The following is a 15,628-nucleotide window of genomic DNA, read 5'->3' on the forward strand; positions in this document are numbered from 1 at the left end:
TCATTTTCTTGACCCGCGAGTCAGTTATGACTAAATTCAGCCCATCCCGCTCGATAACAATAATGATTTTGCGAGGCCTTCCGTGATCCAGTTCCTGATTAACCAGACGCTGCGTACCGAGCACGCGCTGGACCCCAACCTGACCGTGCTCAATTACCTGCGTGAGCACCTGCATAAACCCGGAACCAAGGAAGGCTGCGCCAGCGGCGACTGCGGTGCCTGCACCGTGGTAATCGGCCAATTGCACACCGATCCACACGGCACTGAGCGCTTGCGTTATCGCAGCATCAACGCTTGCCTGACGTTCGTGTCGACCCTGCATGGCAAGCAACTGATCAGCGTCGAAGACCTCAAGCATCAAGGCGAACTGCACAGCGTGCAACGTGCCATGGTTGAGTGCCACGGCTCGCAATGCGGGTTTTGCACGCCAGGATTTGTGATGTCGCTGTTCGCGCTGCAAAAAAACAGCACCGAACCCGACACTCATCAAGCCCACGAAGCGCTGGCTGGCAACCTGTGCCGCTGCACCGGTTATCGGCCGATTCTGGCCGCCGCCGAACGCGCCTGTTCGGTGCGCAGCAGCGACCAATTTGATGCACGCGAGCGCGATACCATCGCCGCCCTCAAAGCCATCACCCCCAGCCGCACAGACGAACTCAACAGCGGCGACAAACGCTGCCTGCTGCCCTTGACGCTCAACGACCTGGCCGACCTGTATGACGCTTGCCCGCAAGCGCGCTTGTTGGCAGGCGGCACAGACCTGGCCCTGGAAGTCACCCAGTTCCACCGTCCACTGGCGGTGATGATTTACGTCGGCAACGTGGCCGAAATGAAGCGCATTGAGTACATCGAAGACCGAATCGAAATCGGCGCCGCCGTTTCACTGACCGACGCCTACACCACGCTCAACAGTGAATACCCGGACTTTGGCCAATTGCTGCAACGCTTCGCCTCGCTGCAGATCCGCAATCAGGGCACCTTGGGCGGCAACATTGGCAACGCGTCCCCGATTGGCGACACCCCTCCGCTGCTGATTGCACTGGGCGCCCGCCTGGTCCTGCGCAAAGGCGAAGCAAGCCGCACCCTGGCGCTTGAGGACTACTTCATTGATTACCGCGTGACGGCGCGCCAAGAAGGCGAATTCATCGAAAAAATCATCATTCCACGCGCTTCCGTCGATGCCACCTTTCGCGCCTATAAAGTCTCCAAGCGACTGGATGACGACATCAGCGCCGTCTGTGCCGCGTTCAACCTGCGCATCCGTCAGGGCGTGGTCAGCGAAGCGCGGATCGCCTTCGGCGGCATGGCCGCGACGCCAAAGCGCGCCACGGCCTGTGAAGCCGTGCTCAATGGCGCTCACTGGAACAACGACAACCTTGAGCGCGCTTGCCTCGCATTGGCCGAAGACTTCGCCCCGCTGTCGGACTTTCGCGCCAGCAAGGAATACCGGCTGCTGAGCGCGCAAAACCTGCTGCGCAAATACTTCATCGAACTGCAAACCCCAGACCTTCAAACGCGGGTGACGGCTTATGTCTAACCATCACAAGATCGAGCCGTCCCAAGCCCAATTGCTGTCCCTGTTCGAGCAAGACCTGCAAACCGGTGTCGGACGCAGCGTCAAGCACGACAGTGCCCAAAAGCATGTGTGCGGCGAAGCGCAGTACATTGATGACCGTCTGGAATTCCCCAATCAACTGCATGTGTATGCCCGTCTTTCAGACCGCGCCCACGCCAAAATCATCCGTGTCGACACCTCGCCGTGCTACGCCATCGACGGCGTGCGCCTGGTGATCACCCACCACGACATCCCCGGCCTTAAAGACATCGGCCCGCTACTGCCCGGCGACCCGCTTTTAGCCATCGACACGGTGGAGTTCGTCGGGCAACCGATACTGGCCGTAGCGGCGTGTGATCTCGACACCGCCCGCACCGCCGCTATGGCCGCCATCATCGAATACGAAGACCTGGAGCCCGTATTGGACGTGGTCGAGGCCTTGCGCAAAAAACACTTTGTGCTCGACAGCCACACCCACCGGCGAGGCGACTCGGCGAACGCACTGGCGCATGCCGAGCACCGCCTGCAAGGCACCCTGCACATTGGCGGGCAAGAACACTTCTACCTCGAAACCCAGATTTCATCGGTCATGCCCACCGAAGACGGCGGCATGATCGTGTATTGCTCCACGCAAAACCCCACCGAAATCCAGAAGCTGGTCGCTGAAGTCCTCGACGTGTCGATGAACAAAATCGTCGTCGACATGCGCCGCATGGGCGGTGGTTTCGGCGGCAAAGAGACGCAAGCCGCCAGCCCTGCGTGCCTGTGCGCCGTGGTCGCGCGCATCACCGGCCAACCGACGAAAATGCGCCTGCCCCGCGTCGAAGACATGCAGATGACCGGCAAGCGCCACCCTTTTTACGTCGAATACGATGTCGGCTTTGACGCACGCGGACGCTTGCAAGGCATTCAATTGGAGCTGGCAGGCAATTGCGGCTATTCACCCGATTTATCCGCCTCCATTGTCGACCGCGCAATGTTCCACGCCGACAACGCCTATTACCTGGGCGACGCCACGATCAATGGCCATCGCTGCAAGACCAACACCGCCTCCAACACCGCGTATCGCGGCTTTGGCGGCCCGCAAGGCATGGTGGCCATCGAGCAGGTCATGGACCATATCGCCCGCCATCTTGGGCTTGATCCGCTGGCCGTGCGCAAAATCAACTACTACGGCAAGACCGAACGCAACGAAACCCACTACTACCAGACTGTTGAGCACAACCTGCTGGATGAAATGACCGCCGACCTGGAAGCCAGCAGTCAGTACGCGCAACGGCGTGAAGCGATCAAGGCGTTCAATGCCAGCAGCCCGTACCTGAAAAAGGGTCTGGCGCTGACACCGGTCAAATTCGGCATTTCGTTCACCGCCAGCTTTCTCAATCAGGCGGGTGCGTTGATCCATGTCTACACCGACGGCAGCATTCACTTGAATCACGGCGGCACCGAAATGGGCCAAGGCCTCAACACCAAGGTCGCGCAAGTGGTTGCCGAAGTGTTTCAAGTGGACATCAGCCGCGTACAGATCACCGCGACCAACACGGACAAAGTACCCAACACCTCGCCCACCGCAGCCTCCAGCGGCACTGATCTGAATGGCAAAGCCGCGCAGAATGCGGCTGAAATCATCAAGCAGCGTTTAATCGCCTTCGCTGCCGCCACGTACGCGGTCAGTGAGCATGAGGTGATTTTCCATAACGGCCAGGTGCGTGTCGGCGAACTGCTGCTGAGTTTTGAGACGCTGATCCAACAGGCCTATTTCGGCCAGGTGTCGCTGTCGAGCACCGGCTACTACAAAACTCCAAAAATCTTTTACGACCGCAGCCAGGCACGTGGGCGCCCGTTTTATTACTTCGCGTTTGGCGCGGCCTGTGCAGAAGTGATCGTCGACACGCTGACCGGCGAATACAAAATGTTGCGCACCGACATCCTGCATGACGTTGGCGCCTCATTGAACCCGGCCATCGACATCGGTCAGGTCGAAGGCGGCTACATTCAGGGCGCGGGCTGGTTGACCATGGAAGAGCTGGTGTGGAATGCCAAAGGCAAGTTGATGACCAACGGCCCCGCCAGCTACAAGATCCCAGCCGTAGCGGACATGCCCTTGGACTTGCGCGTGACACTGGTCGAGAACCGCAAAAACCCGGAAGACACGGTGTTCCACTCCAAAGCCGTGGGCGAGCCACCGTTCATGCTCGGTATTGCCGCCTGGTGCGCCATCAAGGACGCAGTGGCCAGCCTGGCCAACTACCGCGTGCAACCCGACATCGACGCACCGGCCACGCCGGAGCGTGTGCTATGGGGCTGCGAGCAAATGCGCAAGCACGCCCAACAAGCCCCCGCGGCGCAGGATGAACAGCATGCATAACTGGATCAGTGCCCTGGCCGACTTACAGCTGCGCGGCGAACCGTGCATGCTCGTCACTATCATCGAAGAACAAGGATCGACCCCGCGCAATGCCGGTTCGAAAATGGTCATCAGCGCCACGCAAACCTTCGACACCATCGGCGGTGGCCATCTGGAATACAAGGCGATGCAAATTGCCCGCGAGCGGCTGAACAACGGCCAGCCCGACACGCACCTGCAACGCTTCAGCCTCGGCGCCAGCCTGGGACAATGTTGCGGCGGCGTGGCGGTGTTGTTATTCGAGCCCATGGGCCAGGTGCAGGCGCAGATCGCTGTGTTTGGTGCAGGCCATGTGGCCCGGGCGCTGGTGCCACTGCTCGCCAGCTTGCCGTGCCGGGTACGCTGGATTGACTCGCGCGAGCAGGAGTTCCCCGCCTGCATCCCGGTGGGGGTGCAAAAAATCGTCACTGACGAACCGGTGGATGAGGTCAATGATCTGCCAGCGGGTTGCTACTGCATCGTCATGACGCATAATCACGCCCTGGATCTGGAACTCAGCGCAGCCCTGCTCAAACGCAATGACTTTACCTACTTCGGCTTGATTGGTTCCAAAACCAAACGCATGAAGTTCGAGCACCGCCTGCGCGACAGAGGCATCAGCGCCCCTCATTTGCAGCGTATGCGCTGCCCGATGGGCTTGAGCGAAGTCAAAGGCAAGTTGCCGATTGAAATCGCCATTTCCATCGCCGGCGAAATTATCGCCACCTACAACGCCCACTTCGGCCAACCGAGTGCCAGCGTCGAACCCATTAAAAAATTGCTGCCGTCTTCGCGACGCAGCCAAGCCACGAACTGAGAAACATGATGACTTGTAAAGCCTACCGCGCCGCCATCTTGCACAGCATCGCCGACCCGGCCGAGGTCGGCGTCGAAGCGTCCTATGAATATTTTGAGGACGGCTTGCTGATCGTTGACGACGGCCAGATTAAAGCCGTCGGCAACGCCCGCGAGTTATTGGCCACCTTGCCAGCTGACGTGGCCGTCACTGAATACACCGACGCCCTGATCACCCCCGGTTTTATCGACACCCACATCCACTTCCCGCAAACCGGCATGATTGGTTCTTACGGCGAACAGTTGCTCGACTGGCTCAACACCTACACCTTTCCGTGCGAAAGCCAGTTCGCAGACAAAGCCCACGCGCAAGAAGTGGCCGATGTGTTCCTCAAAGAACTGTTGCGTAATGGCACCACCACCGCACTGGTATTTGGCAGCGTGCACCCGCAATCCGTTGACGCACTGTTTGAAGCCGCGCAGCGTCTGGACCTGCGCCTGATCGCAGGCAAAGTGATGATGGACCGCAATGCGCCGGACTATCTGACAGACACCGCAGAAACCGGCTACGCCCAGAGCAAGGAGCTGATCGAACGCTGGCACGGCAAGGGCCGCCTGCATTACGCCGTAACCCCGCGCTTCGCCCCGACCAGCACCCCGCAACAACTGACCTTGGCAGGCAAACTGCTCGGTGAATACCCGGACGTGTACCTGCACACTCACATCAGCGAGAACCTTCAGGAAATCGAATGGGTTAAATCGCTGTTCCCTGAACGTAAAGGTTATCTGGACGTGTACGACCACTACCAACTGCTGGGTGAGCGCTCTGTGTTTGCCCACGGCGTGCATTTGTGTGACGAGGAATGCGCGCGGCTGGCCGAAACCGGTTCGGCAGTTGCGTTTTGCCCCACCTCAAACCTGTTTTTGGGCAGCGGCCTGTTCAACCTGCCAATGGCCGAAAAACACAAACTTAACGTCGGCCTGGGCACCGACGTAGGCGCGGGCACCAGTTTCTCGCTGCTCAACACCCTGAACGAAGCCTACAAAGTCATGCAGCTGCAAGGGCTGCGCCTTAACCCGTTCAAGTCGTTGTATTTGGCGACATTGGGCGGCGCGCGCGCGCTGCGCCTGGAAGACCGCATTGGCACCCTGCAACCGGGCACTGATGCAGACTTTTTGGTGCTGGACTACCACGCGACTCCGCTGCTGAGTTATCGCCTCAAGCAATCAAAAAACATCGCTGAAACGCTGTTCGTCCTGATGACGCTGGGCGATGACCGCACCGTGCAACAGACCTTTGCGGCGGGCAACCTGGTGCACCAGCGCTGATCGAAGCGCGCACGAACCAGATCGCAGTCGGGTGACACTCGTCAGCTCATGCCGGTTTAGGTGCTCGATGCTTGAATGCAGTCGCTGCCCAAAGCAGCGACTGCCACTCAAAGCTTCGCCGACGGCCGTGAGGGCTTGCCCTTGGTTTGCAGCAAATGCGAGAAGACCGCGTGCAAGTCGTCCGAGGCGCTCTCTTCGTCAAGGTTGAGCTTGCTGTCGATGTGATCCATGTGGTGCATCATCAGGCTCACCGCCAGCTCGGCATTGCGCGCCTCGATGGCATCAATCAACTGCATGTGCTCATCGTAAGAACAATGCGAGCGGTTGCCGCTTTCATACTGGGCAATGATCAACGAGGTTTGCGACACCAGGCTGCGCTGAAAGCTGATCAGCGGAGTGTTCTTCGCCGCTTCTGCCAACTTGAGGTGAAACTCGCCAGACAAGCGAATACCTGCACCGCGATCACCCCGCGAGAAACTGTCACGCTCGTCTTGCACCATTTTGCGCAAATCGGCGAGGTCCTCGGCAGTGGCATGTACAACGGCCAATTCGGTAATGGCCTTTTCAACCAGACGCCGCGCAAAAAACACCTGACGCGCTTCTTCAATGCTCGGGCTGGCCACCACCGCACCGCGATTGGGGCGCAGTAACACCACCCCTTCATGGGCCAAACGCGACAGCGCGCGACGAATAATGGTGCGGCTCACTCCAAAAATCTCACCCAGCGCTTCTTCGCTCAGCTTGGTGCCCGGCGCCAATCGCTGTTCGAGAATGGCCTCAAAAATATGCGCGTAAACGATATCGTCCTGAGTTCCGGTGCGACCGGCCTTACCTGCCCGGGTGGGTTTCTTGAGGGGCTGCAACTGTTCGTTCATGAGGTCTCGTGTGGGATAGCGGCGGCGGATGAGGTTTTACGTTAGTACGTAAACGGGCGCCGCTGGTAATGAATTAATACTTAAAAACAGCGCGCATTGTACACAACCCAGATTGCCAGTACGACTGTACGGCTCTTTGCTGCCACGGCTGTATTGCAATGACAGGTAACGTTTGCGTTTAGGCTGGCGCCCTGCACCACCCTTATTTAAAGAACAAGGAATACAGCTTCATGACGGATGCCACTCATACGCGCTTACGGCCATTGGCAGACAGCTCCCCTTCGGCCGTGGTCGCAGGCTTTATTGCGATGATGACCGGCTACACCAGTACCCTGGTGCTGATGTTTCAGGCAGGCCAGGCGGCGGGCCTGACCAGCGGGCAAATCTCGTCCTGGATCTGGGCGTTATCCATCGGCATGGCCATTTGCAGCATTGGTTTGTCCCTGCGTTATCGCACCCCGATCACCATCGCCTGGTCGACGCCAGGTGCTGCGTTACTGATTACCAGTTTGGGCGGCGTCAGCTACCCCGACGCGATCGGTGGCTATATGACCTGTGCCGTGCTGGTGATTATTTGTGGCGTGACTGGCAGCTTCGACCGCCTGGTCAAACGCATTCCTGCATCACTCGCCTCGGCGCTGCTGGCGGGCATCCTGTTTAAAATTTGCAGCGAAATATTCGTCGCGGCCCAGCACCAGACCGCACTGGTGCTGGGGATGTTTATCACCTACCTGATCGTCAAGCGCCTGTCCCCCCGCTATGCCGTTCTTGGGGCATTACTGGTGGGCACGTTGATCTGCGGGTTACTGGGGCTGTTGGACTTCAAGGATTTCGCCCTCGAAGTGGCGATCCCCGAGTGGACCACGCCGTCCTTTTCACTGGCTGCGACGATCAGTATCGGCATCCCGCTATTTGTTGTGGCCATGACCTCGCAAAACATGCCCGGCGTTGCCGTACTGCGCGCAGACGGCTACACCGTGCCCGCGTCGCCGCTGATTACCACGACCGGTATCGCTTCATTACTGTTGGCGCCCTTCGGCTCACATGGCATCAACCTCGCAGCCATCAGCGCCGCCATCTGCACCGGTCCGCACGCCCACGAAGACCCCAAAAAGCGCTATACCGCCGCCGTGTGGTGCGGAATCTTCTACGGCATTGCCGGCATTTTCGGCGCAACGCTGGCCGGGCTGTTTGCGGCGTTTCCAAAAGAGTTGGTGCTGTCGATTGCCGCTCTGGCATTGTTCGGTTCAATCATGAACGGCCTGACCATCGCCATGAACGAATCCAAAGAGCGTGAAGCCGCACTGGTCACATTTATGGTCACAGCCTCGGGCATGACCCTGTTCTCGGTGGGATCCGCGTTTTGGGGGATTGTCGCAGGGGTTTTGACGCTGATGATTCTGAGCTGGAAAACCCGATAAGCCACACGCGTGCAGGCGCAAGCGTGCTTGAGCCTGCACCGGGTTATCAGATCGCCAGTGCTCCGCCATCCACCGCCAACGCATGGCCCGTGGTAAAGGCCGCACCGTCAGAGCACAGATACAACACGGCACTGGCCACTTCCTCGGCAGTGCCAATGCGCCCCATCGGATGCACAGCCGCGGCATACTGCGCCTTGCGCGGATCTGCTTCGCAGGCACGGCGAAACATGTCGGTATCGATCACCCCAGGGCAGATGGCATTCACCCGGATGCTTTTTTTCGCGTACTCAATCGCCGCCGACTTGGTCAGGCCTATCACCGCATGTTTGGATGCCGAATAAATACTCATTTTCGGTGCCGCGCCCAAACCGGCCACTGACGCGGTGTTGACAATGACGCCACCGCCCTGCGCCACCATCAAGGGCAACTGGTACTTCATGCACAGCCACACGCCTTTGACATTAACCCCCATGATCGCGTCGAACTCGTCCTGCGTGCCGTCAGCCAAACGGCCCTGCTCAATTTCGATCCCCGCATTATTGAACGCATAATCCAAACGCCCGTAGGTGTTAACGGTTTGATCCATCAACTGTTTGACATCCGCTTCAAGGGTCACATTACAGCGCACAAACAAGGCGATGCCGCCAGCGGCCTGGATCTGCCTGACCGTCTCTTGCCCACCATGAACGTCTACATCGGCGGCCACTACACATAATCCTTCAGCGGCAAACGCCAGGGCTGTCGCTTTACCGATGCCCGCCCCTGCACCCGTCACGACCGCAACGCGGCCCGCAAATGTCATGCTCATTATTTTTATCCTTATCGAAGTGCGCTGCGCATCGACAGCCCAAGAAGTATTTATCGCAGTGATAAAACCCTGCCCAGCACCATCACCCGAACTGATAAAAAAACATTCGTCATCACGCATTTACTTGCGGTCAAAGCCAAGAACGTCTATCAACAACCTTTGCCTTTATGAAGACCCCTTGCCATGACTGACCTGACCAATCGCCAATTCCTGCTTGCTAAACGCCCCGTCGGTGCAGCCACTCGCGACACGTTTACCTATCAAGAAATCCCCGTGGGCCAGCCCGGCGAAGGCCAGATCCTGGTCAAAAACGAGTATTTGTCCCTTGACCCCGCCATGCGCGGCTGGATGAACGAAGGCAAGTCGTACATTCCTCCCGTCGGTTTGGGCGAGGTCATGCGTGCGTTGGGCGTGGGCAAGGTGATTGCCTCCTCACACCCCGATTTCAGCGTAGGTGACTACGTCAATGGCGCGCTGGGCGTGCAGGATTATTTTCTGGGCGCACCACGAGGCTTCTACAAAATCGACCCGACTCTGGTGCCACTGCCCGTGTATTTGTCCGCGCTGGGCATGACCGGCATGACCGCCTACTTTGCACTGCTGGAAGTCGGCACCCCCAAAGAAGGCGACACGGTGGTGATCTCTGGCGCTGCGGGTGCCGTGGGCAGCATTGCCGGGCAAATCGCCAAACTCAAAGGCTGCCGTGTAGTAGGCATCGCTGGCGGCAAAGAGAAATGCAGCTACTTGATTGACGAGTTGGGGTTTGACGGGATTATCGACTACAAAAACGAAGACGTGCTCGCAGGTCTGAAACGTGAATGCCCTAAAGGCGTCGATGTGTATTTCGACAACGTAGGCGGCGACATTCTGGATGCCGTACTCAGCCGTTTGAGCTTCAAGGCTCGCGTCATCATCTGTGGTGCCATCAGCCAATACAACAACAAGGAAGCCGTAAAAGGGCCTTCCAACTACTTGTCGCTGTTGGTCAATCGCGCACGCATGGAGGGCTTTGTGGTGATGGACTATGCCGATCGCTATGGTGCAGCCGGGCAAGAAATGGCGGGATGGTTAGCCAAAGGCCAACTCAAAAGCAGAGAAGACATCGTCGAGGGACTGCAAACCTTCCCTGAAATGCTGATGAAGCTGTTTAACGGCGAAAACTTCGGCAAGCTCATATTGAAGGTCTAACACGCAACCTCGTGCTCTGAGAGTTGACGAGGTACGAGGCTGCGATCCAGTGTTCAGCACGGCTCAACCCGAGTACAGCGGTATAGTTGTCACACCCGACTACACCGCTGCGCCAAAGCGGGTTTACGCCAACTCGGCGACCACCGCCGCCAATGCCTTGGCCGGATCTGCGGCCTGGCTGATCGGACGGCCGATCACCAAATAGTCAGAACCGGCATCCAGCGCCTGACGTGGCGTCAAGATGCGGCGCTGGTCGTCCAGCGCACTGCCCGCCGGCCGAATACCTGGCGTCACCAACTGCAATGACGGGTGAGCCGCCTTCAGCGCTTGCGCTTCGAGCGCCGAGCACACCAGACCGTCCATACCGGCTTTTTGTGCCAGAGCTGCCAGACGCAGCACTTGCTCTTGCGGCTCGATATCCAGGCCGATGCCCGCGAGGTCTTCACGCTCCATGCTAGTCAACACTGTGACCCCAATCAGCAACGGCTGAGGACCTGAACGCTTGTCCAGCACCTCACGGCAAGCGGCCATCATGCGCATGCCACCCGAGCAATGCACGTTGACCATCCACACGCCCATTTCAGCAGCAGCTTTAACCGCCATCGCAGTGGTATTAGGGATGTCATGGAATTTGAGGTCCAGAAATACCTCGAAGCCCTTGTCGCGCAATGTTCCGACAATTTCAGAGGCACAACTGGTGAACAATTCTTTGCCCACTTTGACGCGGCACAGCTTGGGGTCCAACTGATCAGCCAGTTTCAATGCGGCGTCACGCGTTGGGAAATCCAGGGCGACGATAATAGGAGTCTGGCAGTCGGACATTAGCGGGTTCTCAGGCAGGTCGAAATCGGCGCGCATTGTAGCGGAACCAGCCGCTTACCGGCACCCGATGATCGTAAATTCGCGATTTTAGTCATCGCCCAACAATTAAAGAGCATGGCGAGATAAGCGGCCTACAATTGAACCACTGGCGCCTGCCTGCACTCACATCTATAAATGGCGAGTCAATGAGCAACCTCTTGCTCGGCAGCGCGCCCACTCAAGGAGAGATTTATGCCCTGGTATGCCTGGTTAATTCTGATCGTTGCTATTGGTGCCATCGTAGGCGGGCTGATGACCCTGCGTGACACCGCCAACAAAGTCGAACTCACTGATGAACAGCGTAAACGCGTTGCCGAGCGCAATGCAGAGATGGACGCCAAGGAATCAAAAGACAATTAAACGCTGAGTGAACGACAGCTTTGAACGTGTTCATAGCCAAATACCTACACGTCTTTACATAAAATCGCCCATACAACCTGCGGAAACACAGGCATATGATGGCCGATTGAAATCAAGGACGCACGCCATGAGGTATTCCCAAGACCATAAGGCCCACACCCATCAGCGCATTATCGAAGAAGCCTCTATACGTTTTCGACGAGACGGCATCGGCGCAACGGGGTTACAGCCTCTTATGAAAGCATTGGGTCTGACTCATGGCGGCTTTTATGCGCACTTCTCCTCCAAAGACGAGTTAGTTGAAAAAGCCCTCCAGCACGCTGCCTCCGAGGTGGATGGACGCTGTAACGAGCTGTTCAACACCACGGACCCGCTGCATACCTTTATCGACACTTACCTCTCCGAATGGCACCTCACCTCCCCCCACGAGGGCTGCCCGCTGCCAACCATGTCCATTGAAATGGCCCAGAACGGCAACCCTAGCGCGACCACCGACTACGTCATCAATGCCCGGCTCAAGCAAATCCAGCATGTATTGACCGGCCCTGACGCCGAAGATCAAAGCATTGTGCTGTTTGCCACATTAGTGGGTGCGCTGGTTCTCTCCCGGGGCGCCGAGAACGAGGACTTGAAAGAGAAGATTCTGGATGTAACGCGTAAAGCGTTGAAGGGTCCTGTTCACCCGGCTTAAACAACAGAAAGCAAAAAGGCCAGTCACAGGCTGGCCTTCTGTCATACATCGATAGGGCTTAGTTAACCGCAACCTTGTCACGGTTCTTCTCGTAGATCGCCTTGCCTATTCCCTTGACCTCCAGCAACTCGTCCGCAGAAGCAAAATCACCATGTGCTTCCCGGTAGGCCACGATGGCTCTGGCTTTAGCGGCGCCAACACCCGACAGCTCACGCTGCAAGGTCGCTTCGTCTGCCGTATTCAAATTAATGGTCATCACTTGAACATCAGGTGCCACTTGAGCGGGTGTAACGACTGTGGCGGGCGGTGTGGCAGGCGTATTGGCACCCGCCAACCCCGAAATACCCGACAACATGGCCATGACGAACAAAGGAACCAGTGCAATACGCATGAGTGACACTCCAAGACATCGTTAAATGGAAACAGCTTTCCTGAGCTGTATGCCAAACCTAGACGATGTCGAGAAAGAGTCAAAAATCAAGCAATTGCAGCATGTGTATTCAGCCTGACGAGCGCACTACGCAACCGATGAAAGCAGGTGCAAAACATGCCGGTAAACTGCGATTAGAGACACGAAACAGGCTCATGTTTACCCTGGTTCTCACACGCGGTTAACAATGATATCCCTCATTCAAACAACAGTGTCCGGCTGAACAGCTGTACGATTTATACCCTTCGGGAATACAACCTTGCGCACTTTTTCATTGAGTGGTTTTTCAACAAAGAAGTGAGTGAGCAACGCCACAAACTGACAGACGAAAAAGCATATAACCAGCAAGCCTAACAAGCCAATTTTCGGATACAACGTGTATCGATCAATCACAAAGGTGATCCAGGGAAGGACTAGCCAATGAGTTAAATAGAGGCTGTACGACGCATCACCCAGCACACTGAAAACCTTTGGCATTGAGTAGTAGGGCTCCAAGCTTATCGCTGCCCAAACGATTAAAAATGCAAACGTACCCCAGACCAACACCCGGTTATAGGCGCCCCCGACACTGGACATCAGCGCATGAAGCTCTGTGTAGTAAAACACAGGAACGATCAACAGCATCAATGCTGCCGACAACCACTTATTCAAAAAATAGCCATTGAGGTAGCACCCATAAAGGATAAGTCCGAACAAAAACTCGATCATCATGGGGGTAGCCAATAACTTTAACGGCGGAAAATAGCTTGCAAACGTGGCCCCCGCAGAGCCAAGCAACAGTGCAGAACCCAGCAATAACAGTGCATAGGAGATGGCCACATGAAAAAAGCTTTTAGCACCGAGCAGGAGCATAATGGCCACGGCGGTGTAAAACAAAAATTCAAGTTGCAGTGTCCAACCGACATTCAGCGTGGGCGCTACAACGGCATGAGTGAAGGTTAAAGACTCAAACAACAGCGTCCAGTCCAACTTGGCCAATCCATAGACATTGTTCACTTCAAAGTTTGGGGTCAACCCTGAATAGCGCACGATAAGAGCAGTCAAAATAACAAAGACGGTCGCCACGAAATACAAGGGCCAGATACGGACTATTCGACGAATAAAGAAACTGAAACCTCCCATTTTCGGGAGTTGACTTACGTTATGAGAAGCACCAAACAAGATGTAAGGAATAATGAATCCACTGATAATGAAAAATATATCCACACCAAAGCCACCCAAATGAATGGCATGTGATGACACACCAAAGGCATTGAGAGGTGCGTGAGCAAATATTACCAGCGACGCTGCCACAAACCGTAAAAACTGAATATTATTTATCACTTTTTATTCCGCACACAGTTAATTTCTTCGGACTCGCCAACCGCTCGCTCTCGCCCATCTTCAATGCAAACACCTGTCATTCCCTGCCCCTACTGCCCAGCCATTTCATTATTTTAATTTAGCGTTTCACACGTTACTTCACGCCCTGCTTGCTAAAGCGTTGGATCAACATCGCCACGAGGACAAATACTAGAAGCAGTGCCGCTACAGACAAATACAGGCTCGCCGACATCCAGGGCCCTTGTCGGCCGAAATAATATTGCCACTCACCACTTTGATAACTCAGCCCTTGTGCAAGAGCCTGAGCATTGTTTGACTGAAGAAACATTAATGGCGTGATGAGCAAAGCCGCATAAATAACACTCCATATCCGCAGGCCAAACGAAAACCCTGACATGGCGAAGATAGCTGCACTGACTGGCAGCACCCCTATCCATTGCCTGCTTTCCGAGCCGAACAACAGAAAGGGTAAATAAGCAGCCAGTACGACAATCAGTGCCCGGGGCACATTACGCTCGCGCTTGATACTCCAGCGATAAAGGCTCCACAGGGACAACACAATCACCGGGCCGAACGCATAAAAGTGCGCAACCAGCGGTTTAAACGGCGCCGCAAGTGATTGCAATGTCATGAACTTGGTCAACGGCGGGCCTGCGAAACCTACAGACCAATCAAAACTTAAGTACACCCACACAAAGGTACTGGCAAGCACCACAAGACTCACGCACAACCACTTTATGTTCAATGCCGACCAGACAGAGCGGTCGACGATCAGCCTTGAGTAGATCCAGGCGACATACAAAACGCATAAAATAGCGGCGACATACGTCAGTGGTAGCCATTCAGTCAGCGCTGTTTGACCATTTTTATCTACGGCATGAACAGCAATTTTCTCAACCGAAAAGCGCAGTAAATGTTTTAACAGCAACGCAGCAGCAATGACCCCGGAGACGGCAAATATACGAACTGACAACACCTTGGCTGACTGACAACCTTCATCCTTGCTGGCGTGCTGTTTAAAAGGGAAGCACAGCAATACAAGAGGCAATAAAAACAACCCGGGCAGTACCCAGACACTCAGCACACACAGACCTGACAGCCACACCCGAAGAGACTTTGACCACAGCCAAAGCGCTGTACAACTCAACGCAATAGCCGCGTGATCACTGAGAATTGGGTAATACACCGGCATGACCAATACGGGCCAGGTCAACATCAGCAAACCTGTCGACATTAACGCCGACTTTCGTTCGCACCCTATGTTCATTAAGGCTGAATAAAACAAAGCCAGCCCCATGGAAACAACGAGCCCATTCAATAACATTTGAAAGGTCAAGAAGTACGTTGGCGACAACCCGAGTGCGGCACCGCCAATCAAAGGACCAAAGCCTGGCATCCGCATTAAACGATACGGATCGCCATGAATGGCCTCACCTCGTGCAAGCCGCTCAATATAGTTCAAATAGATCGAACCATCCCATCCCGTCCCTGCATTGACTGCAATAGTACCGCACACCCAATACACCACAACAAACAGCAGAATAGAGCACAGCACAATCATAGATTGAGTGGTGTAGCGATGTGCAAAAAGGCTTTCTTTACTCAC

General features: G+C 55.9%; 14 protein-coding genes. 8 read left to right on the top strand and 6 right to left on the bottom strand.

Annotated elements, in window-relative coordinates:
- Nucleotides 1-82: 82 nt before the first annotated feature.
- Genes xdhA through guaD form a run of 4 tightly spaced genes read left to right on the top strand, consistent with a single transcriptional unit; the run spans nt 83 to nt 6,065 of the window.
- Nucleotides 83-1,537 (top strand): xanthine dehydrogenase small subunit, encoded by a 1,455-nt coding sequence (xdhA, locus tag GYN01_RS01870; RefSeq protein ID WP_203306513.1) that lies wholly within the window; start codon nt 83-85, stop codon nt 1,535-1,537.
- On the top strand, nt 1,530-3,923 hold the full coding sequence (gene xdhB, locus GYN01_RS01875) for a xanthine dehydrogenase molybdopterin binding subunit (protein ID WP_203306514.1): 2,394 nt from the start codon (nt 1,530-1,532) through the stop codon (nt 3,921-3,923). The genes xdhA and xdhB overlap by 8 nt, the downstream gene beginning before the upstream one ends.
- The gene (xdhC, locus tag GYN01_RS01880) at nt 3,916-4,758 is read left to right on the top strand and encodes a xanthine dehydrogenase accessory protein XdhC (protein WP_203306515.1); all 843 of its coding nucleotides are present in this window, start codon (nt 3,916-3,918) and stop codon (nt 4,756-4,758) included. The genes xdhB and xdhC overlap by 8 nt, the downstream gene beginning before the upstream one ends.
- An 8-nt stretch (nt 4,759-4,766) precedes the next feature.
- The gene (gene guaD, locus GYN01_RS01885) at nt 4,767-6,065 is read left to right on the top strand and encodes a guanine deaminase (protein WP_048365614.1); all 1,299 of its coding nucleotides are present in this window, start codon (nt 4,767-4,769) and stop codon (nt 6,063-6,065) included.
- Between the two features lie 107 nt (nt 6,066-6,172).
- Here guaD and GYN01_RS01890 read toward each other — a convergent pair whose 3' ends face one another.
- Nucleotides 6,173-6,940 (bottom strand): GntR family transcriptional regulator, encoded by a 768-nt coding sequence (locus tag GYN01_RS01890; protein WP_048365613.1) that lies wholly within the window; start codon nt 6,938-6,940, stop codon nt 6,173-6,175.
- A gap of 230 nt (nt 6,941-7,170) precedes the next feature.
- Between GYN01_RS01890 and GYN01_RS01895 the strand changes: the two genes are divergently transcribed.
- Nucleotides 7,171-8,361 (top strand): benzoate/H(+) symporter BenE family transporter, encoded by a 1,191-nt coding sequence (locus GYN01_RS01895; RefSeq protein WP_048365612.1) that lies wholly within the window; start codon nt 7,171-7,173, stop codon nt 8,359-8,361.
- Nucleotides 8,362-8,407: 46 nt separating this feature from the next.
- Here GYN01_RS01895 and GYN01_RS01900 read toward each other — a convergent pair whose 3' ends face one another.
- A complete protein-coding gene (locus tag GYN01_RS01900) occupies nt 8,408-9,169 on the bottom strand; it encodes an SDR family oxidoreductase (protein ID WP_048365611.1) in 762 nt (253 codons plus the stop codon).
- Nucleotides 9,170-9,352: 183 nt separating this feature from the next.
- Here GYN01_RS01900 and GYN01_RS01905 point away from each other — a divergent pair, with 183 nt between their 5' ends.
- The gene (locus GYN01_RS01905; protein ID WP_203306516.1) at nt 9,353-10,357 is read left to right on the top strand and encodes an NADP-dependent oxidoreductase; all 1,005 of its coding nucleotides are present in this window, start codon (nt 9,353-9,355) and stop codon (nt 10,355-10,357) included.
- A gap of 123 nt (nt 10,358-10,480) precedes the next feature.
- Here GYN01_RS01905 and pyrF read toward each other — a convergent pair whose 3' ends face one another.
- On the bottom strand, nt 10,481-11,179 hold the full coding sequence (gene pyrF, locus GYN01_RS01910) for an orotidine-5'-phosphate decarboxylase (RefSeq protein WP_162207811.1): 699 nt from the start codon (nt 11,177-11,179) through the stop codon (nt 10,481-10,483).
- A 231-nt stretch (nt 11,180-11,410) separates the two neighbouring features.
- On the opposite strand from pyrF, the gene GYN01_RS01915 reads away from it, so the two are divergent.
- A complete protein-coding gene (locus GYN01_RS01915) occupies nt 11,411-11,578 on the top strand; it encodes a DUF2897 family protein (RefSeq protein ID WP_082149311.1) in 168 nt (55 codons plus the stop codon).
- Between the two features lie 127 nt (nt 11,579-11,705).
- Entirely contained in the window at nt 11,706-12,269 is a 564-nt protein-coding gene (locus GYN01_RS01920; protein ID WP_203306517.1) for a TetR/AcrR family transcriptional regulator, read from the top strand.
- Nucleotides 12,270-12,327: 58 nt separating this feature from the next.
- Here GYN01_RS01920 and GYN01_RS01925 read toward each other — a convergent pair whose 3' ends face one another.
- From GYN01_RS01925 to GYN01_RS01935, 3 genes are all read right to left on the bottom strand, one after another.
- Entirely contained in the window at nt 12,328-12,660 is a 333-nt protein-coding gene (locus GYN01_RS01925) for a ComEA family DNA-binding protein (protein ID WP_048365607.1), read from the bottom strand.
- Between the two features lie 240 nt (nt 12,661-12,900).
- Nucleotides 12,901-14,022 carry an acyltransferase family protein gene (locus tag GYN01_RS01930; RefSeq protein WP_048399115.1) on the bottom strand — a complete coding sequence of 374 codons (1,122 nt, stop codon included), beginning with the start codon at nt 14,020-14,022 and terminating at the stop codon, nt 12,901-12,903.
- Between the two features lie 133 nt (nt 14,023-14,155).
- Nucleotides 14,156-15,628, bottom strand: a complete 1,473-nt coding sequence (locus tag GYN01_RS01935; protein WP_125828515.1) for a hypothetical protein — start codon at nt 15,626-15,628, stop codon at nt 14,156-14,158.

The sequence above is a fragment of the Pseudomonas weihenstephanensis genome (genome assembly GCF_016812185.1).
Lineage (GTDB): Bacteria > Pseudomonadota > Gammaproteobacteria > Pseudomonadales > Pseudomonadaceae > Aquipseudomonas > Aquipseudomonas weihenstephanensis.

Coding starts and splice junctions, on each gene's coding strand:
- guaD (WP_048365614.1), top strand. CDS start 4,767: ATGACTTGTAAAGCCTACCGCGCCGCCATCTTGCACAGCATCGCCGAC.
- pyrF (WP_162207811.1), bottom strand. CDS start 11,179: ATGTCCGACTGCCAGACTCCTATTATCGTCGCCCTGGATTTCCCAACG.
- xdhC (WP_203306515.1), top strand. CDS start 3,916: ATGCATAACTGGATCAGTGCCCTGGCCGACTTACAGCTGCGCGGCGAA.
- GYN01_RS01890 (WP_048365613.1), bottom strand. CDS start 6,940: ATGAACGAACAGTTGCAGCCCCTCAAGAAACCCACCCGGGCAGGTAAG.
- GYN01_RS01925 (WP_048365607.1), bottom strand. CDS start 12,660: ATGCGTATTGCACTGGTTCCTTTGTTCGTCATGGCCATGTTGTCGGGT.
- xdhB (WP_203306514.1), top strand. CDS start 1,530: ATGTCTAACCATCACAAGATCGAGCCGTCCCAAGCCCAATTGCTGTCC.
- GYN01_RS01900 (WP_048365611.1), bottom strand. CDS start 9,169: ATGAGCATGACATTTGCGGGCCGCGTTGCGGTCGTGACGGGTGCAGGG.
- GYN01_RS01915 (WP_082149311.1), top strand. CDS start 11,411: ATGCCCTGGTATGCCTGGTTAATTCTGATCGTTGCTATTGGTGCCATC.
- GYN01_RS01905 (WP_203306516.1), top strand. CDS start 9,353: ATGACTGACCTGACCAATCGCCAATTCCTGCTTGCTAAACGCCCCGTC.
- GYN01_RS01895 (WP_048365612.1), top strand. CDS start 7,171: ATGACGGATGCCACTCATACGCGCTTACGGCCATTGGCAGACAGCTCC.
- GYN01_RS01920 (WP_203306517.1), top strand. CDS start 11,706: ATGAGGTATTCCCAAGACCATAAGGCCCACACCCATCAGCGCATTATC.